The organism is Butyricimonas paravirosa (assembly GCF_032878955.1).
Taxonomy (GTDB): Bacteria; Bacteroidota; Bacteroidia; order Bacteroidales; family Marinifilaceae; genus Butyricimonas; species Butyricimonas paravirosa.
This window is the reverse complement of sequence record NZ_CP043839.1, coordinates 3,612,050-3,631,650: the sequence shown is the minus strand read 5'-3', so window position 1 is coordinate 3,631,650 and position 19,601 is coordinate 3,612,050. Positions and strand designations below refer to the sequence as shown.

The window sequence follows — 19,601 nt, the reverse complement described above, 5'->3', positions numbered from 1 at the left end:
AAAAAAGCGGGAAAAATCCCGCTCTAATTCTCAAAACTAAACGCTATCGACCAACCGTTATACGCCCCGGCAATATTCCACTCCGGTTCAATCTCGATGGAAGCCCGGTCAAGATTTCGTAACAAATTATGCCCCGCATCCGAATCCTTGATTAATTTATCCCGGATTTTCCCGGCCAACCCTTGTAAACGTTCATAACTCTCGAACTCGTTATCCCGTGACACGGAAGTTTTCCCGGCATATTCCAACACGAACAAAAGAATCGTGTTATTATCTCCCATGTTATCCTCGTTTCCCGTGCTACCGATTGTCGGGTAGACCGCCACCATGATCACTCCCGTCTCGTCTCTTAACCTCTTTTTCAAATGCTCCTCCTGTACCACCATCACGAGTTCATCAGCCCCGATCAACTTCAATAGATCAGTACAATAATCTTTATATTCACTTAGATTTACCATTAGCGTACATCTTTTCTAAACGTTTATTATCCAAATACCATAAATACAAACGCAACAAAACCGAATACAAGTTTGTCCGTTTCACCTCTTCAACCGTTCCAAACACCCCGTTTTCAGCGATCCCAAGCAATATTCCCGTCAATCCCAATCCCTCGGAATTATCTTCCTCTCCCGAATCACTCGCCTGTTTAAACAAAGGTGCCAACGAAATCAAACGCCCGTCAATTTCAATCTCACCTGATTTAAAGTAATGATCACAGGCCGAGAACCACGATAAGATCACGAATCGCTCCTCAAAACTCAATTTTCGAAATTTCCCCGCTCGTTTCAAACAAACGTGGGGGTTAAACTCTTCCCGAATATCACCCGATTCAACCCCCGATCGAGCGGGACGATATAATACCGCGCATAAAGCATTCAAATCACTTTCATCTTTGCTTTCCATGTATTTACGATAATAATCATCCGCCACCTGGTATTCCCCGAAAGTAATATTAAACAATGCCGTGTCCGGACCATGAAAAACCTCCCGCCCGATTCGAACGGTAGGCAATAAATTAGTCACGCAATCAAAATTGAATACCAGCTCGCCATCCATCTCGGCAAACATGAACGACACGGTTTCGGCCGCTAACACGACATTCCCGTACTTCTGTTCATACTCTTCCCTCGTCAAGAATTTGTCTCGCCTGTTATGTTTCCTTCCTCGCTTGATCCCGGCAAGATGATAAAACACCAACACTTTAAACTCCAACACGCTCGTTTCTCCCGCAATCAAACGTAATCCCTGCCGGATAATAAACAATAATTGTTCCCGGTTCAACTCCTCCCAACAAGAAGGATAAGAAACTTTCTTCCCGATTTCCGAAATCTCGATCACGTTCATACCGTGAAAAATTTTTCTTGATTATAGTCCGTTTTCTTTCTCACGTACGCAGTTCCATTCCCCGGGGTGATCTCTTTTATATAATCTTGTAATTCCACGATCCCCCGTTGAGCATCCCCGGTATAAACATTTTCCATGATCCCGATTAAATCCCGTGAAGCTGGCAAACTCGCGTCTCTTGTCTGCCGTTCCGAATCAAAACGAGTAACCACGGAATCCGGTAACACTTTCACGGAAAAGCGACGCACGGCTTTCGCCATAACCAAATGAGGAACCACTTCCCGGCACAACTCGATCACCTGTTCCTGTTCCCCGGAAGGCGTACCCGTTCGCATCGAATCCTTTATTGCATCGTAACGTTCCTTCCCGATATATTTTACCATATCCCGATCCACGGAACGAACAAACGGTAACACCCGCAAAAAGAAATAACGACTCCTATCTATCGGGATCACGTTATCAAACTCGGTAGCGTTACTCACGAATAACGATCTCATATCCTTACGCTGATCCGATTCCTTCCACTCCACGATGGACTCGACATTTTTATCCAGGAAAGCGATCAAGCGATCAACCGCTTTCCCGGCCTTATCCCTGATACCCGCGTCATCTCGATCTAACATCCATTGCCACGGCAGACTCTCCGATTCCTTGTCAATTTTCACCTTACGCCCGTCCTCTTCATGAGAAACATCTTGATTCCGTGACCATGACAAATAAGCGTTCAATGCTATCGGGAGCTGGAAACGACGAATCAATTCCACGTCAAACTCTTGTTGTTCCCCGTCATTATACGCCTTCAACACTCGATCATAAATTTTCTCTCCCAACACCTCGATCAAATCCTCCGTTGCCAGTTCTATATCCAACATGAACGAATCTAATTTGGCCGTGGCATACAACCAAGGTACACACGCCCGAAATTCCTCTATATTTTCAAATAATATCTTCATCACACGTTCTGTTTTACTCTATCTTTTGGTGCAACATCTTCCTCCCGGAGTACGATCTTATGGTAGAAACCAACCCTCCACGGGGTACCGGGGAAGTTTAAACGAATCGTTTCATTCAATGCCTGCAAAATAATTTCCTCCGGGATCGTGGTGTCTGATGCCAGGTACAATTTCAAGGCGTACAGCATTTCTGAACCCGATGATAATTTACCATCCACCATGATATTTGATAATGCCGGGTGTAATCCAATCCCCGAAGTGGTAGCACTATCCGCCTTCTCGCTTACCCGTATCTGGGCCTCGATAAAATCTTTTATCTTCTGATCAATCGGGGTAATCTTCCATTCCCAAATTTTCCCTTCATCATCTTTCAGAGATATAGTGTGAAAGAACTTTCCCACATTTTTCTTTCCTGACAAGGCATTTGCTAACGAACGCAGCACTTCATCTTTATGCTCTTCCAACATCTCATCATTATACTCGATCCCGATCCGGGTACATCGTTGCTCGATCTTATCCTTTTGTATATCCCAATACTCGGCCGGGGATTCAATATGAAACGCCACGTTTATCGAATTTTCCGTGATATACTTCAACACCTGTGGAACGTCTGACGAACGCATGATCCAGTTACGAGAACCCCAAAACGAAGGAATGGAATACAAAGACCGGGCATAGGAATAACTATTGTGATATGAAATCGAAACAGTTCGAAACGGATCATTCTTATCATACACCGGGTACGTTGCAATCCCCGATATACAATTATTTTCAAAATCCCCCACGTATATTTCCCTCACGTCTTCTAGTTTCCTACTATCCACCCACCCCAAACGTGCATTTACACCAGGGATCACCTCCAAACGAGCAATTTTGGCCTCCTTACCGATTCTTTTCCCCCGTGTCGGGAAATGTTTCACGAAATAACCGTGCAAATACTTGTACTCGGTAATCGCCATCTCTATATAGCGGAGATAATCCCACGATTCCAACCATTCCCATATCTTAGCATCACGTCCCCACTCCCGGATCACCTCCCCGTTCTCGTAAACTTTCTTGTAAAGTTCCGGTCCTTGACCGTACAACAACCCCTTTTCTCGTTCCAGGATACCGGGAGCCAAATTATTTTCATCCAACATATCCCGGACAAAAGAAGGGAGATTATTATCCACCCCGTAAGGCACCACCTCTTTCCCCGAAACGATCTCCGGTTCAACCTCCCAAGTTTTCGAGAGATTCCCGGCAGAGAAGGTTCCGACCATTCCTGAATACATTCCCACTCCAACCCCCGGAATGTTCACGAACCGGGTATTGCCTACCCTGTTTATCTTCACGTTTTTCATCGTATCGTAATTTTTTCACCGTTAAACATCATCAAAAGAGGGAGATAAAATTGCCTGGCTTCCCCTTTATCCAAATCCATGTAAGGAATCAAGAAATCAGCATTTCGATAGTTTTTTGCATCCGCTTTCTTACGTAAACGGGCGTTATCGACCTCCACGACCCCCTCGGATTTCATCTCCGACATATTCAGGCTCATGAAGGCCATCGAGAAAGACTTCCCTTCCGCCGTCAACTGGCGCATCTTTTTTATGGCTTCATACAATTTCATGATATAAAAATACCCCGTGAATATCACGGGATAAAGGACAAAAAAATCCATTTCCAACGGCTCAAAGCGTGGGGGAAGCCTAGTTTTTGCTACTTTTTGTTATGGCTTCGGAATAATAAAAAGTAGCCTCATACAAAAAGCCCTTCCCCCCGTTTTAGGAAGAAGAGCCTCACGAAAAGAAGATTTTAACGGCTTAAATTTCCCCGTTTTCCGCGAAAGAATAATAAGAATCTCCCGCCAGTATTAAATGATCCATAAGTCCTATATTAAACAGCTTACCACAAGCCGAAAGTTTTTTTGTCAATTCTCGATCGGGATTACTCGGACGAAGTGTACCGCTCGGATGATTATGCGCCACGATAAACCCCGTCGCGTTCACGTTCAAAAGTAACTGAAACACCATCCTTTCATCTACAATCGTGGAAGACACACCACCTTTAAAAAGTTCCGCGTATCCCAGTATATCACACTGATTATTCATTGCCAACACGTAAAACGATTCCCTGTAATCAAGATCATCATTCCAAACCTCTCTCAATACCTCGTTAACTTGACTTGCACCGTTTACCCGTGTTCTAACTGGGCTTGAATGTCGTTTATAAGAAACTTTTATTTCACCAACAAAATTCTCATACTTGATCCCCGCCTCCTTAACTCCTATTTCTCTTTTTCTCTTGTAAACCTGTAAATCCGAAAACAAATAAGTGATCGGGTAATATTTTACCACGTCCCCACGATCCGTTTTTTTCTCTCTCGGCTTTCCCCACGCCACGAACGCTTTCGCCCCTTTACGCACACCAAACCCTTCCTTTTGCCACTCCTCGAATGTTTTGAACTCGTTAGCGTTTTCAGTTATATATATATAATTCAATAACACGTAATTAATCGTTCCGTCTATTTCTTCCGCGGCTCTCATAGCCTTTGCCATTTTAGAAACTTCGATTAATTCTTTTCTTCTCTCGATAATTGTTGTATTTTTGTTCATGACTTAAAGATTTGGGGTTAAACATTCATCTTTGAGTTACGAAGTGATCGACTGGCGGGTTGATCACTTCTTTTTCTCTTTCTGTACCATAAAGTTACAAACTTTTCCACTACAAAACAAGACCTTTCAAAACAGTAACACTATATTAAACAGCTACTTACACACAATCACACGAATACACGTTTAAAATAACACGTGTAACCGAGTAAAATTATTTTTTATCTTCAAACCTCAAAAAGCCAATATTTATTCTTTACAGGCCATCTTTCGAGGTCTTTTTTTAGAATCATTACAAATTACACGCTAATAATCAAAACATTAGGCTCAAATTTCCGTTTTTCACGGAAATTCTGAACCGATTGAACCCCGACCGCCCCCTTCTTGATTCACGATTGCAAATCCTTACCTACCCCATGATATATGACAACATATTTGAAAACACCGTTTTGCACCTCGCACCCCGCCGCGGGCAACCGCTTAAACTTTACAGCTAACTTTCAAAAAAATCTAACCATCTTTTACTTTGACACCTCAAGGAAAAGAGTGCAGGATCACCCCGCACTCAACGATACATTACTAGACTTCACCTTGGTATGCTTAACCCACTTCTTTCTCATCATTAAATATTTAAATGAATCCGAGAAGTTAGTTGATTCATAAGGCAAACGATGAGCGGGGAGTTTCTCCGAACGTTTATCCTTGCTGATCCTCTTCTTACCTTTAAATTCAACGATCTTGGTCGGAGTTATCTCCAACGAGCATTTCAACGGCTTGGCATGGTACATATCAATTAACACGTTAGGTAAATTCGGATTCTTGCCGGAGAATAATTCCATCATGAAATCATACTCATCCCAGGTATAAATCGTTCCCTGATTCCTTGATTCCAGCGTCACCGTCCATCCCGTCCTCTTCCCGTTTCTATCCTTCTCGATAGCCTGTTTCAACTTACCCGCCAAATCCTGTTTCACCTTCTCGTATTGATTCCCCGCACGATCATAGAACATCGAAACTTTCTTACAATCGTGATAAGTAAAATAACGCAAGAATTTATCCGCGGCCTCACGAATCCATTCCGGGGGTAACGTGTATAATGTTTTAAGAACCCTGTAATCCTTCCCCTGTTCCTGTCCTATCGAGATAGAAATCATGTTCCCGAAATCAACCCCGATCTCGATCGGTTCATCTTTCCGCAAGTACTTCAATATCCGACAATCTTCCTCGTCACGAATCCCAAACTCTGCCGCGTACTTGGAAGACGTTCCATCCCCGTAGAAGTTCATCGAAGTCACGGCTGCATAAAACTTGTTTCCCGCCGCCAACCTCGGTTTCGTGGATAATATAGCGGTCAACACGTCTTCCAAATTACCTTCAAATTCATCCTCGAAATACTCCGGCCGTAAAATATCAGCGTTAATATAAGAAGAGGCGATATAAAAGAACGTGGATTTCAAACGTACCGCGTCATAACGTTGTTTCCAACGATCATAAAGCCGTTGTTTATTCTTTATCTCCACCGGATCACCACCCTCCTTCGCCACGATCAATTCCTCCGTCACCTCGTTCATCACGAAAGCCACTTTCAAAATATTCATGATGCTCTCCTTTTTCATCCGGGAGGCTTGTTTCAAAATCCAATCGTATTCCCCGACATTATTAATGTTCGGCATATCCGTTGTAAACGTCTGCCCCCGGTAATAAACGCTATTCCCGTACTTCACGTAATATCCCCGGAGAGCCTTCGTCAGTTTCGCAATTTTTGCCTCCGGGAAAAATTTCACCTCGTCCCCGATGATATGCACGTAAGAATTACCCGCGGCGGCTGAAGGGCGATCCAGACTAACCAACGTGATATTAAACCCGGTAAAGAATATAATTTTGTGCTTGTACGAGAGAATCCGGTTATAAGGCTTCCACAAGTGTTCCCTAAATTCTTCAGGGCACGCTTTTAGCATTTCTTCCGTCACCTCTGGCGGTTCCTTCTCGATCACGTAATGAACCCCTTCCATCCATCCTTTACGTTCCAACCCGTCAAGGATCACGTGCAATATATTCTTTTGCAAGTTCATGTAGGTATCCGACACGAGAGCCACCGGGGCCCCCGGCATATCGTACACCATATCCATCAACCGTTCTGTCAGGAAATCATTTGTCTTTCCACCACCTCGACCGATCACGAGGAACAGGTTACGAGGCTTGATCAACGCCACGAGCTGGGCGAGCCAGTTCGAAAACATTAAAGCAACTTTATTGCTTTTCAGATTTAATTTCTTCTTCGTACTCATCTAACATCTCATCAAAAGGTATAACATCAACAATCCCGGCATCCCGTTTCGCTTTCTCTTTCTCGGCTTCCGTTGCCCCGACAATCGAATCTATCTGCCGGGCCAGCTCGTTACGATCCGGTTTATTTATACCGATCAACGCCGGATCAAGCGTGTAAACCTTGTAAGGACGATCAAATGTTCCTTTAGGCATTTCCGGGGGATCGGGTAAATTCAGTTGACGGATTTCCGCGGACAATTTCATCAACTTCCCGTACACCTCGAAATCTTCCGGTTTCGTTGCCATCTCCCGCACCATTTCAGCGGCCTCCTCCAATTGTTCCGCTTTCAAGTTTCGAAGGGCCTTTTTCTCAACTTTTGAATCCACGTAAAACAAATTTATCGCCTGCTCGAACATATCCCTCGATTGGGCGTAGGAAAACGAAAACGGAGGCTTACAGAAGAATTTTATTGTTTTCGCTCTACCGTATTTCCGACGCATGGCGTTCATCATCGTGAGCAACTCGATATAGATGGCTTCATCCGGTTTCAAGTTACCCAGTGACCCGGATTCAATATAATTTTCCAACCGTTGAAATACTTTTTCGTCAATATCAAGATTATACAGTATTTCCCGTTTCGCCACCTCGAACTGCCGCCTGTAACGTACCTTGTACAGCATTTGTATCGCCTGAACGTTTCCTTTTTCCGCATCAGAAAGCAATCCCATTTGTTCCAACGCCCCACTCATTAACACCCCACGCCGGATGTGATAATTTATCTTGCTTTCCGGATCGAGTGCCGCCCTTGAAAAATCATCCCCCGGCACATCAAAATACATCGCCATATCCGCCTCGGAATACCCCAAAGCGGACAATCGTTCCAACTCCTCGTATTTATCATCGGGAAGTGTCAAAACATCCTTTCCTAAATTTGTAGACATACTCATTATTCAAAAAAATATATTGTTCATTAGCGGCATTTTCCGAGAAATTACCCGAACCCTCCACCACGAAATAATTCCCATTACTTTTGATCAATTGCACCTTCGAGTGATTCCAAGCGTACACGATCGAGATTTCCCGATCTCTCGCCTTCGCTTCCAACAAATCCACCACGGCAGGCATCCGGAACCGTAAACTTTCCGACACGTAAAGCAATATTGATCTCACGTTTCCTTTATCGTACCATTTTGTCAAAGACTCCACGATCCGGGTATTAATCGAATAGGTACTTATACACAACTCTTCTATCATCCCGGAATACTTGATCACGTAAGGAATAAAAGTGAAAGCGTTAAAGCTATTACACGTCCACAGGAACACGATTTCACCGGGAGCGGGCAATTGTCCGCAGAGATTTTTAATGTTCTCTATCTTCGCGGAATGTATCTTTTCAAACTTCACAACCCGGCTTTTACCGACATCCCGCCCCTTACCATGTTCCACTTCACGATTACCCAATTCCGAGAGAGAAAACAAACTATTCATCCAACATCCGGGTTACGAGTTCCAACTCCTTTTCCCTTTCTTTCAAACGTTGCTCCCGATCATGCAATAAATACGGTTTATCCCCCTTCGCGATCTCTGATTTAACACGCCAAATGTTGTCCCGCAATTGTTTTTCCTTCCGGATTAACTCTTTCACGGACATTTTCCGCATTTTATCAACACGGCTTTGTGATTCGAATATCCGGTGTTTACCCAGAACCCCGTGATGATTCTTGTAATAGTCCAACTCCTGCTTAATGCGATAATCCTCTATGAACGTGTTTACCAACTCGAAAGACACGGCCAAACAATCTTCCACGGAACCACAGCGAAATATCTTCTCATGTAACTCAACGATCCGCCAGTACGTTGTAATCTTATCTGCCGCCAATATTTTGAGCTCGTTCGGGCAATCCCGGTCTGACAAAAAAGAATACATCTCCCGGAACCGATCTCGTTCCATCTCCCGGATCACCCCGGAATAATTCGTTTCCTCCAACCCGGCTAAACGGCAAAGCAACAACTTTAATTTTAAAAAGTTTTTTCCAGGATCGAGGCGCAACATCTTTTTAAAACGTGCATTATCCCCGTATTGCAAGTAGAGTGCAACCCCCTTTCCGAGATTGCACCCACTTTTCAACCACGCAACGATTTCCTCTTTCATACAAATTCAGAAATGATCTTTTCCAAATCCTCGCTCCACCCGGAAACCGAATTATTAACAAACACTTTCTTAGGTATATATTCCCGCAAAAGTCTCAAGTTTGCGTTCTTGCGTCCCACGATCACCTTGAGATGATCCCTTGACATATCAAGCATCATCGGGATTCTACCAGGGAACACGGTATTAAAATACAACGAACTAAGCAACATCGCTTCTTTCTTCAAATCATACTTCTCGATCACGTCTAAAAGTTTTTCCACCTCGAAAAACATGGGCAAGTGAGTACCGTAATCAAACACGGGCAATTTCTTTTCCTGCAACATTTTCAAAGTTTTGCCCCTGTTCAAAGCGTACAACTCCCCGCATTTTTTATTCGAAGTCAACAAGCCATCAGCCTTCAACATCTTCACCTCGGTAACATCAAAATCATTTACCGGGTAAATATCATCGTTCGTGAGGATGATATTTTCAACCTCCGGACATTCTTCCACGACAGACAATAATTTCGAAACAATATCGAGCGGTGGATTTTCCGTTTTGCACTCATGAGGGATCACCATGATCTCCAAACAATCGCCTTCCAAACCCGGCAATTCCAAATCTCCCACGTCACCCACAACCACGATTCTAAATTGTTCTTTAAAATGTTTCATCCACCCCCGCATGGCCAGCATTAATTCATTTCCTTGTGCCTCGCCTGCCTTGAACGGGATCACGACCAAGTAAGGCTCAGGAGTGAACTCCGGTTCCTCTGCAAGTAATTCCTCGTATTTATCCTTCCACTCTTTTATTGATTCCGTCAACTTTGCATTCACGGACTTCAAATTCTCCACTTGTTTTTTTAATTCTTCCATCTCCGGGGTAATACCAATAGATTTTTCCTCCACCGGATTCTCTTTCGTTGTTGTAGCTTTCTTTGCCATACATCCAATTTTAAGTAATTCATAATCTTAAAATTGATACATTTGCAATTGCACTTAAAGGACAAAGAAAGCGGCACCGTCACCAGTACCGCCCAATTCCAAAACAAAAAAACTATTTCAATTTTTCTTTAAGCTCAGTTATTTTACCACTGCTTTCATTCAAACTTCGAATACATGCATTATAAAACTTTTCTTGCTCTTGAGGTCTTTCTTCCATAATTTCTCGTTTCATATGATCTATAAAACCTGGTCCCAACTGAGAGTTCTTCGCATCTCTAATTTTTTGCCATTCTTCACGAGCTTGTCGCGCTAGAAGTATATTCTTTTGAATTTCAACCTCGATTTGTCTAAGTGTCGTTTCAATTTGAATTGTCGCCAATTGTTTAATACTTTCGATCTGGCGTGTCGCATCTTGCGAAGTCTTGCGAGAAGACCTAATAGCAATTATAATTGCCACCACGGATAATAATACATTTGCAATTGCTACGAAAATTTCAATCATATCCATAAATGAGAATTATTTATAACATTCTAATAAAGATTTATTCATAAAATCTATCTGATACACTTCTTATCTTAAACACAAATAATAATTCAAACCTACAAACACCATAAAAAAAATCCAAATATCATACAAAAAAAATCCCCGGATCACCTCCGAGGACTTCAAGCGTGTACAAAAAAGTTCTGAATTAAAAAGAATACCGCACTTGATTCAGTATCCATTTAATATTTTTCATCCAGTCAAGCGACATTCATCTACGACATCGCCCCCTGTAACCCATAGGCCCGGAAAAAATAATAGAATAACGCTTTATGAATCTTTGTCAATCCCCGTTGATTAAAAATACGGGCCAAGTTCGCGTTATCTATATTCACGCTTTTAGCCAAATCAGAATCTGTCAACCCGAATTTAGCTTGTTGCTCCTTCACCCATTCCACGGTTACATCTGGCATATTATCCTGGGTATAGGGAACCGCCCCAACGTGTAATTTCATCCCTTCCGGCAATATCCCATCGAAAACTCCCTTTACTCTATCACGTAATTCTTTTGCCGATAAATATTTTTGTGCATCATTCTCCTTCTGGGCAACTTTTACAGTTACCGTGTTATTATCAAATCCCACAATACTAATGAAGATACGAGCGTATCTCTTGTATTGCATATCAGACGTTTTCAACAATTCTTTTTGTTTTTCCGTCAAAAATGGTAATAATTCTATTCCTTTCATATCATTAATTTTTTAAATGGGGGGAATTTCACCCCCCTGTTCTAATTCACAGCCGGATTTCCTGCTGTTTGGTCAGCCAGAATATCGCTAACTGACCATTTTGTCTACCGAACTCGATCGCTTTTTCCAATTCATCATCGGGAAAAATTTTCACCGAATCGTAGTAAAAAACCCCGGATTCGTAATCCAACCATCCCCCGATTACCCGTCCATGGTTCCAAGCGTGTTCCAGGCATTTTCTCAAACCATCATCATCATGACAATTTTGAGTTTCAGCGTAGGCTACTGCTATCCCCTCGGTAACGGGAGATAAATTTTCCAACTCGACCGTGAACCCATCCTTGTGGGTTTCGGCAAACTTCAGAATTTTAAAGAACATAAACTTGATTTTTATACTGGGGGTCGCCCAGTGGTTAATGATACAAATATAATTATTTTTGTTCACTGAACAAAGAAAATAAAGAAAAAAATCCCGTGACCGGAGCCACGGGAAAACATAAACAAAAATTCAAATCTACACGGATTCAGAGCCACCCGATCCTGTCGGTTCGTCAACACCATCAATCACGGGCATTTCCCCCTCGTAGAAGTAAATTCGAGACCCACGAAGCACGGACTCCAAGGTGACCTTATTCACGTCCCCCTCGTTGTTATCCGTACTTTCAGTCGTTAGCTGTAAAGGATTACCGGGATACCCAGCTAATTTCTTTTTACCGGATAACTGGTATTCAATAATACAACACAAATCCTCGTTCACGTTGTTTTCCATGAACTCCTCGAATTCCACGTCATCCGATCCGGGACGGCTAAACTCGATCTTCTGTTTGAATCCCTTGTTGTCCGGATCGCCCTCGGAAGTCTGCCCCACGCTGATCGTGGAAGCTGTCGTTTCAAGGAAAAACGCCTTCGCCCCCGTTTTGAGGACTAAATTTTCTTTAATCAATACCCCTTTCTCATCCGGAGTCGGGAATGTTTTAACATCATTCAACCGGAAAAGGATCAATTTCGCCTTTTTCGGTTTGGTGCGCCCACCATTACTTTTTTTCGGTACACTAACCGGAGAATATCCTACCATAAAATTACTATTTTAGAAGTTAAACCGTTTGTCCCTCTTCTGAGCCAGAACCTGATCCCGTTTCTGAATCAGAACCGGATTCAACAGGAGGAACGTAACCAAACAACAACTCTGCAATGGCAAATCCAACAGCCTCCCACCATTCAGCAAAAATCTTGACATCGTAGTTTTCACCCTGCAACCAAATCTTCGTCGCTCCCTTGTTTTTAGACAACAAGTGAATGAAATTCTCTTTCGGGGTGATAAAGAAACAACCCGTTCCAACCATTCCATCCAGCGGGATAAACGTGAAATTCGTGTGTTGCAAACGTTTCTTTTTCTCGTCCTCGTTCTTTGAAGTCGGGAACTTATCGTCACGAGCAAGCTCGTAGAGATTCAATAAATCCGGATCAATGAAAATAGGAAGCGATTTCGTGCGGTACTTTTTCGGAATCTCCCGGTAAATCTCGTCAAACTTATCGTAAATATTCTCACGGGTCAACACCACATCTTTCAATAGACGAATCATGTTCAACGACTCATCCGCGTGGATTCTCTTCAACACGGTAATATACCCATCAATCGAACCGAACACGTCTCCCGCATCCCCGTCTTTCTTTCCGGAATTTTTGTTCTCATCGTACACGCCCACGGCTATTTGCTCGTCACGTTCCTCTTCAATTTTCGGTTTCAATAACACCTCGATAATATACTTCACGATAGGCATATCCTTCGGTTGCAAACCTTCATCATAAAGATAACCGATCACGTCCTCCATGATCTCCGCGGGCTTGATCGGCACGTTGATCTTGTGTTTGTGATTTGGAATCTCGATCGGGGTAAACTTGGATTGACCGGAAGGAGTCCAGTACGGGGTGAATTTCTGCATCAAATCGCTAATGTGCGACTGGATCGCCCGCCAAACCGTTTTTTCCGTCATTTTGGTTGTCATGTACTGCGTTGCCTGCAATTTACCGAACAACAACGTGATAATGTCGTACTTCACGTTAGCGACGTACTTCCCAAACTCCTCTCTCAACTCATCCGTCACGATCGTATCGGCAGCGTTCACCATCAAACCATCCCCGTTCACGAAGTTTTCCAACACTTTATTATGCAGAAAATCCATGTTCAATTTAAAATTACCCCGATCACTCGCTTGAGTTTTCTCCATCTTTTTATCCTGCTCCGGATACTCAGACAACGTGTCCACAAGTTCGGTCAAATTACGCTCTTTTTCCTCCGCATTTCGCTTGAACGCGTCATATTCAGCCTGCAACGACTCTAACTTATTCTTGTAATCCAGAGCATTCCCTAGGCCATGATCATCACTCATCCCGGATAAGTCCTTCTCAAACTTATTCACGAAATCCTCGTTATACATTTTAACCAAGGTCTTTCTCTGTTCCTCGGTCAAAGCGTATTTCCCGTCTTTCTTCTCGAAAGACGTAATCCCCAATCGGCTCATTACCGCCGCTAACAGTTTGTCAAACATATATCACGAATTAATGTATTTATTAATAAGATTCATCTCTTCCAATTCCTTCGCCACCTCGACGGCACGTCCCAGAGTCCCGATCTCGTCAATCAACCCCACGGCAACAGCTTCACGGGCATAAAACATTTTTCCCGAAAGAATCCCCGGAGTATCCAGTTTTAAACATTTCCGTTTCTCTTTCACTTCCTCCTGGAACCGGAGAGCCATCGGGTTCAAGCTCTCCTGACGAATTTTCGTGTAGTCTCCCTCCAACGCAAGGCGAAACGCTTCGTTTTTATTCTCGCTCTGGTCAGCGTAAATCTCGTGAAATTTCACACCCATCTTCTCGTAGAATGGTTTCAAGTCTGAAAAACTACACATCACGCCAATTGATCCGAACGCCGAACTCACGTCATTATCCGCCACGATCCGGTCACAATTACAAGCGATCCAGTAAGCCGCACTAGCCGCAACATCACAGGAGGCAACAACAGGTTTCCCCTTTGCCTTCGCGGTAACAATTGCCTTGCATAACGGGGAAACAGCGTTACACGCCCCTCCACCCGAATCTATATCCAAAACGATAGAAGAAATATTCTCGTGTAGAGCTGCCTCCTCGATCTGCATGGCAATCTCATCCGCACCGTATGAACAAAAGGTTCCGTATTTTATCATCGTACCCTTTACCGAAATAATCGCCGTACTCCCTTTCGGGGATTTATCATACGAGCTTTCACCTTCGTGGGATAATTGTTGTATCGGCGTTATCTCGGAAAGAGTTTTGGCAAATTTTTCATCACGATAAACTCCCGTCAATATATTATTGACAATCACGTGTCCGGCGATGGCATCTTCCGGACGCAGGAACCATACCCCCTTTAAAATCTGTGATATTAAATATGGATACATCTTTCTTTTTTACGAAAGATAGATGCATACACGAAATATTTAAAGGACTTTAAGCCTTCAAGAAACGAGTACGATAAATAGAATCACATTGAAAACTAACCTTGAACAATCCACTTTTAGCCACTTCCAACTCTGCCGACGTTTTCACCGGGTTCCCCGGGATACCGATCACTTTCCACTCTCCCGAATTATACATTACCCGGATCACGACATCAGCGTGTTCAAGAGTTGAAAATCCAGAAAGCATACTTGGATTATCCATTGTCACGTTACATTTCACCTCTGTCTTGTAAGAAACTCCCGCCTCGGAACGTGCCGCCTTCTCGGTCAATTGTCCCGTTCCCGGGGTAAAAGGGAACGGTTGCCAATCTTTCCCCGGTAAAAATTCAACTTCCACGAAAACATCTCCCGCCCTTCCCCGGTTAATCCATTGAAGTAGCGAGTATTCTATCTTTACAACTTGTTGTACAACCATACCATTCGTTATTATGAATGTAAATGCACCACTTTTAAACATTTACACTTAAATTTCTTATAAACACCTACATAACAGACTTTTGCAAGTCCTCAAATATAATTTTTCGATTTTTTCGGTTCATCCGGTAGTCAGATTTCTTCACCGCCTCGTAATTTAACGCTGTATTTTTGATATTATAAGCCTGTAAAATGGACTCGACAATCTCTTTCTGTGAAAACTTTTTCCGGTATCCCGCCTCGAACAATAATCTCATCCGAAGGTTGAACTCGGCCTCTATGTAATCTTGAATTTTTTCCTCTCCCCATCTTGATACATAGATAAAACGATACTTGATGATGTACTGGTTGGCCCCTGTGACCGGGATAATAAAACTAACCGGATCGGTACACGGTAGCCCCTTCACGGGCATATCCGAGGTCATCACCATTGAATAGATATGCTTACCAATATCACTTTTGCGGGAAAGAATAATATTCCCCTCCTTATCCTGCCGCATCTCATGCCGACAAAAATCAGCTAGGTGCGGTTTCAAACTAATTGTCAAAATAGAACCTTTACTCATAATCATCTGAATTTCAATCCTAATTTAAGCATTTCCTACCAAAATAAAAAGTAAAACGTGGAGAATATCATTTCTCCATCCTAAGAATATCGCCTCTACACGCATCTTTATAACTTCAAGTTTTACCGGAAAATTTTGTAACCACGTAACAGTGCCAACAAATCCGCAATAAACGACACTATATCAACATTTTACACATTACAAATTATCGAAATATTTTTGTAACCATGTAACGAGCCAAAAATGTAACCTTGTATTTAATGAATTGGTTACATTTTCATTTTGTAACCTTGTAACCAAGTTACAAATTAAATGTAACCATTAATCATTTGATTTATTGAACATTCAGCGTGATAATACAGAGTTACATTTTTTTCTGGTTCTTTTAGAAGGGGGAAAGGGGAAAATGGAATAACACCCCGCCGCCCAGGTGTAAAAGGAAGGGGCGCATTGTTACCAATACGCCCCTGGAATAGTTTCAAAACTACATGCAAATGGTCAATATTCATCAGGTCATTTCTTTTTCAACAAGTCCGGTAATCCCGTAATATCACTTTTCCGTATCTTCTTGTAATCACCCGAAAACTCTATCCCGTATGAATAACGTGACAACGTGGCAATCATAAATTCCTTCACGATCTCCACGAATTTCTCCCTTGTGCCAGCTTTACAGAGGTTATCAATTAAATACTCCTTCCCCACTGGCATCCGGTACAAGAAATCATACACTTTTTCCTTGTATGTATTATCTGGGTTATCCATTAAAACGGTTTTTCTTCCTCGGTTATACTCCCTTTATCCGCCAGCTCAACGGGATCAATCGGTTTTGTCTGAATATAGATCATGTCCTTGGCCACGTTATCCTTATCCTTCCGCACGATTCGCCCCTGCGAATTTTGTAAGGCTTTCGGGTTAAACACGTAATTGTTATAAACACAGAACGCCTTCAATGCTTTCGTGAACTTGTTGGTCGTCCATTTTTGTGTCTTGGTCGCTTTCGTGAAATCATCCAAAGCCTCTTCCCTCACGATTTGCGTGTTCACGTTATTACCTGTCACGTCAAAATAAACCTCCGCCCAATCTTTAAACGCCGCTCCCATTTCCGATAACATTTTCCGCATGGTTACATTTTTCATGGGAGGATTTATTTTCCGGGGGGAGGGGATCGACAAGTAAAACCGCAAGCACTGGGCAAAAAAATTCAAATCAGCGTTCCACTCGTCATCATTATAATCATCAAACAAATTCTTCCCGAAATCATCCGCGATCTTCCGTGTCTGCCTGTAATTATTTCGTTCCGTCTTCTCGTGATAATAGTCAGAGAATACCGTGTATAATACCCGTGCTTCCGTTGAATCATCCGAATTCCGTAAAGGGAAATTTGAAGTGAAACAGAATTTCGGGGATTTCGTGAATGGAATCTCGTAAGACTTGTTATTCTTAGGATTCACGGTCATAACCCCCGTTATCGTGTCATAGAAAAATTCAAAGGGTAAATACTGATCAGCATCATCCACCAAAACGATGTCGGTGTATTCCGTCACCCGGTCGTAAATGTGCGGGTTCTTCGTGATCTCGGGATTTCGTCCCGGTAACGTGACAGACTTTTTGAACAGGTTTAACGAGGAATAACAGAACGATTTCCCGGATCGCCCGTGACTCTCTCCATCAGCCGATATTTTATTATCAATAGCGTACACCGCCCACGGTCTCGCCTTATTCTTGTACTGGTGCAATAAATACCCGATCGAAAACATTTTATTGATCAAGTGTTCTTTTTGTTCTTGAATCTCCTCCTCGTTTAATAATTCCCCGTCGATTGAGAACCGATGATCCGCTATATATTTCCTCTTGAACTCTTCATCTTTACAATCCAACCGTCCTTCCAATTCAGTTTGCCAATGTACCCTACTCGCGTTGATCAAGTAACAAAAGAACTTTGAATCGTAATTAAATATTTCTATATCGTACAGCCCCGTATCCTCGTTTCGTGTGATCTTGAATTGATCCGGCAATATTTTGAAATTACGCTGGATCACTTTTTCCTCCCAGGCGAAACGGTTCGAGTCCCCCGGACGTAATTCCCGAATCTCGCTTCCTGTTACCAGGATCGTTTTATTCCGGAAAAACAAATACTGGGAGAACTGATCAAAATCAGTGAAATCTATATTTAATTTTGGCAACCCCTTCAAAGTCGCTTCCGATAACTGGTTCGGTTTACGCACCACGTTCCGGAGAGGGATAGGCAAGTAACGATCCTTCAAAAAATTCAACGTGAAATCCTTTATTTCTTCCGCCTGTACTTCTTTTACCATGTTGTCTCTCACCCGGACAAAAATAGTCTCCCCTTTCGTGTTCTTGTATTCTATTTTCCCGAACCCGTTAGCGTGAAGGAAAAATAGAGCGTGTTCGTCATTCAAATAATACTTTATCCCTTCCTCTCTCGTCACCATATCCCAAAACTGCAACGGCATGGCCACGTTCACGAGTTTTTTAAAATCCGAAATAGAAGGGTACAACTCCACGTAATCCCGTAAATCTTTTCGAGGCTTTCCCCGGTTATCCTTAAAGGTTGCCAGCGAATCCGGGAGCCAAATAAAACGAATATCCAAAAACTTCATTCCCAAACGCAATGACGCACGAATCCCCGTGGAATCAATATCCGGAAGGATATACAACGTCTTCACGCAAGCCATGATCTCTTTATATTGTCCCTCGGAAAGTGCCGCCGTTTCCGAATTAAGCCACAGCGGGTAATAACCGAACCCGGCCACGTTCAACGAATCCCTATCCCCGGAACAAATTATCGCCTCCTCGATTTTCTCGATGTCTTTCGGTTTGTCATCCTCTTCCTGCCTTTTCAATTGTGCAGTCCTAGAGTCCTCGTACGCCTTTCTCAATTGTGCCAACCCGTTAATAAAATCCTTCGGCTTATTCCCAATATACCGGAACCTGTATTGCTTTTCGGGATTCAACGGTTGATACAATTTTTTCCACTCGCCATGATCAAAAAGGAATATCGGGTACGTCGATGTCGTTTTCGTGATCGTGGCTTTCCGGTTCTTCACGTAGGTAAAACTATTAAGCGAATACACGTTGTATTTTTTACAAACCTCACTTGTAACCTTGGGACCAAGAACCGCCAATTCCTCTTTAGATATTTCCGTTTTCACGTCAAACTCGTAACTTCCTTCTGATTCATCCGGAAGTGCATCCCGAATTTCGAGTTCCGGTTTATTCACTTCTGACTTGATACCCCCAATTCCATACCGTCCCGCCAGGATCACGATAGCCTCCCGGAACGTTTTCCCCTCCTCCTTCATGCATACACGGATTGCATTCCTGGGAACCTGATCATCCCCGAAATCTGTTACCAGCCAATTACCATCCTCCACTTGTTTCAATGACGCTGATGGAGTTCGTTCATCCCGAATTTTAAACCTTTTTTCCCGTGTTTCCAACGCTTTCCGGGCTTGCGGGTAATAATACAAGATAATATCTAATCCCCCGTTTGTTGCATCTAATATCGCTTGTTCTTCAACATACATAGTTACATTGTTACAATTGTTTCTGTTATCCCCGATTGACTAAAAATGAACCGGAACTCCTAAATTCGAGAATAAAAATCACTCGCCAACGGACAAAATATTTTC

At 42.8% G+C, this 19,601-nt stretch carries 21 protein-coding genes; all 21 read right to left on the bottom strand.

The genetic code is table 11. The features are described from left to right. Positions 1 to 23 precede the first annotated feature (23 nt). On the bottom strand, positions 24 to 458 hold the full coding sequence (locus tag F1644_RS14800) for a hypothetical protein (RefSeq protein WP_118303519.1): 435 nt from the start codon (positions 456 to 458) through the stop codon (positions 24 to 26). Then, positions 442 to 1,344 carry a hypothetical protein gene (locus F1644_RS14795; protein WP_118303517.1) on the bottom strand — a complete coding sequence of 301 codons (903 nt, stop codon included), beginning with the start codon at positions 1,342 to 1,344 and terminating at the stop codon, positions 442 to 444. The genes F1644_RS14800 and F1644_RS14795 overlap by 17 nt, the downstream gene beginning before the upstream one ends. Beyond that, positions 1,341 to 2,297 (bottom strand): DUF6712 family protein, encoded by a 957-nt coding sequence (locus tag F1644_RS14790; RefSeq protein WP_118303515.1) that lies wholly within the window; start codon positions 2,295 to 2,297, stop codon positions 1,341 to 1,343. Before F1644_RS14790 ends, F1644_RS14795 begins: the two co-directional genes overlap by 4 nt. Next, positions 2,297 to 3,640: a hypothetical protein gene (locus F1644_RS14785; protein ID WP_118303513.1), complete on the bottom strand. Its 1,344-nt coding sequence runs from the start codon at positions 3,638 to 3,640 to the stop codon at positions 2,297 to 2,299. Before F1644_RS14785 ends, F1644_RS14790 begins: the two co-directional genes overlap by 1 nt. After that, a complete protein-coding gene (locus F1644_RS14780; protein WP_229782393.1) occupies positions 3,637 to 3,960 on the bottom strand; it encodes a hypothetical protein in 324 nt (107 codons plus the stop codon). The genes F1644_RS14785 and F1644_RS14780 overlap by 4 nt, the downstream gene beginning before the upstream one ends. A gap of 142 nt (positions 3,961 to 4,102) precedes the next feature. After that, positions 4,103 to 4,894 (bottom strand): JAB domain-containing protein, encoded by a 792-nt coding sequence (locus tag F1644_RS14775; protein WP_118303511.1) that lies wholly within the window; start codon positions 4,892 to 4,894, stop codon positions 4,103 to 4,105. 551 nt (positions 4,895 to 5,445) lie between these two features. After that, the gene (locus tag F1644_RS14770; protein WP_118303509.1) at positions 5,446 to 7,179 is read right to left on the bottom strand and encodes a hypothetical protein; all 1,734 of its coding nucleotides are present in this window, start codon (positions 7,177 to 7,179) and stop codon (positions 5,446 to 5,448) included. Next, complete coding sequence (locus F1644_RS14765; RefSeq protein WP_118303507.1) at positions 7,142 to 8,101, bottom strand: hypothetical protein; 960 nt, start codon at positions 8,099 to 8,101, stop codon at positions 7,142 to 7,144. The genes F1644_RS14770 and F1644_RS14765 overlap by 38 nt, the downstream gene beginning before the upstream one ends. Continuing rightward, the gene (locus tag F1644_RS14760) at positions 8,058 to 8,648 is read right to left on the bottom strand and encodes a hypothetical protein (RefSeq protein WP_118303505.1); all 591 of its coding nucleotides are present in this window, start codon (positions 8,646 to 8,648) and stop codon (positions 8,058 to 8,060) included. Before F1644_RS14760 ends, F1644_RS14765 begins: the two co-directional genes overlap by 44 nt. Then, complete coding sequence (locus tag F1644_RS14755; protein WP_118303503.1) at positions 8,641 to 9,312, bottom strand: hypothetical protein; 672 nt, start codon at positions 9,310 to 9,312, stop codon at positions 8,641 to 8,643. The genes F1644_RS14760 and F1644_RS14755 overlap by 8 nt, the downstream gene beginning before the upstream one ends. Further along, on the bottom strand, positions 9,309 to 10,235 hold the full coding sequence (locus tag F1644_RS14750) for a hypothetical protein (RefSeq protein ID WP_118303501.1): 927 nt from the start codon (positions 10,233 to 10,235) through the stop codon (positions 9,309 to 9,311). The genes F1644_RS14755 and F1644_RS14750 overlap by 4 nt, the downstream gene beginning before the upstream one ends. 112 nt (positions 10,236 to 10,347) lie before the next feature. Further along, positions 10,348 to 10,743 carry a hypothetical protein gene (locus F1644_RS14745; protein WP_118303500.1) on the bottom strand — a complete coding sequence of 132 codons (396 nt, stop codon included), beginning with the start codon at positions 10,741 to 10,743 and terminating at the stop codon, positions 10,348 to 10,350. Between the two features lie 251 nt (positions 10,744 to 10,994). Then, positions 10,995 to 11,468 carry a hypothetical protein gene (locus F1644_RS14740; protein WP_118303498.1) on the bottom strand — a complete coding sequence of 158 codons (474 nt, stop codon included), beginning with the start codon at positions 11,466 to 11,468 and terminating at the stop codon, positions 10,995 to 10,997. A gap of 46 nt (positions 11,469 to 11,514) precedes the next feature. Continuing rightward, positions 11,515 to 11,847 (bottom strand): hypothetical protein, encoded by a 333-nt coding sequence (locus F1644_RS14735; RefSeq protein ID WP_209279510.1) that lies wholly within the window; start codon positions 11,845 to 11,847, stop codon positions 11,515 to 11,517. A gap of 135 nt (positions 11,848 to 11,982) precedes the next feature. After that, positions 11,983 to 12,543: a hypothetical protein gene (locus F1644_RS14730; RefSeq protein ID WP_118303496.1), complete on the bottom strand. Its 561-nt coding sequence runs from the start codon at positions 12,541 to 12,543 to the stop codon at positions 11,983 to 11,985. A gap of 19 nt (positions 12,544 to 12,562) precedes the next feature. Next, positions 12,563 to 14,017, bottom strand: a complete 1,455-nt coding sequence (locus F1644_RS14725) for a hypothetical protein (RefSeq protein WP_118303494.1) — start codon at positions 14,015 to 14,017, stop codon at positions 12,563 to 12,565. Positions 14,018 to 14,020: 3 nt separating this feature from the next. Beyond that, positions 14,021 to 14,908 (bottom strand): S49 family peptidase, encoded by an 888-nt coding sequence (locus tag F1644_RS14720; protein WP_118303492.1) that lies wholly within the window; start codon positions 14,906 to 14,908, stop codon positions 14,021 to 14,023. 49 nt (positions 14,909 to 14,957) lie between these two features. Next, positions 14,958 to 15,383 (bottom strand): hypothetical protein, encoded by a 426-nt coding sequence (locus F1644_RS14715; RefSeq protein ID WP_147344435.1) that lies wholly within the window; start codon positions 15,381 to 15,383, stop codon positions 14,958 to 14,960. A 67-nt stretch (positions 15,384 to 15,450) separates the two neighbouring features. Continuing rightward, positions 15,451 to 15,948 (bottom strand): transcriptional regulator, encoded by a 498-nt coding sequence (locus F1644_RS14710; RefSeq protein WP_118303488.1) that lies wholly within the window; start codon positions 15,946 to 15,948, stop codon positions 15,451 to 15,453. A gap of 513 nt (positions 15,949 to 16,461) precedes the next feature. Beyond that, a complete protein-coding gene (locus F1644_RS14705; protein ID WP_118303484.1) occupies positions 16,462 to 16,710 on the bottom strand; it encodes a hypothetical protein in 249 nt (82 codons plus the stop codon). Beyond that, positions 16,710 to 19,496 (bottom strand): toprim domain-containing protein, encoded by a 2,787-nt coding sequence (locus F1644_RS14700; protein WP_118303482.1) that lies wholly within the window; start codon positions 19,494 to 19,496, stop codon positions 16,710 to 16,712. The genes F1644_RS14705 and F1644_RS14700 overlap by 1 nt, the downstream gene beginning before the upstream one ends. Positions 19,497 to 19,601 lie beyond the last annotated feature (105 nt).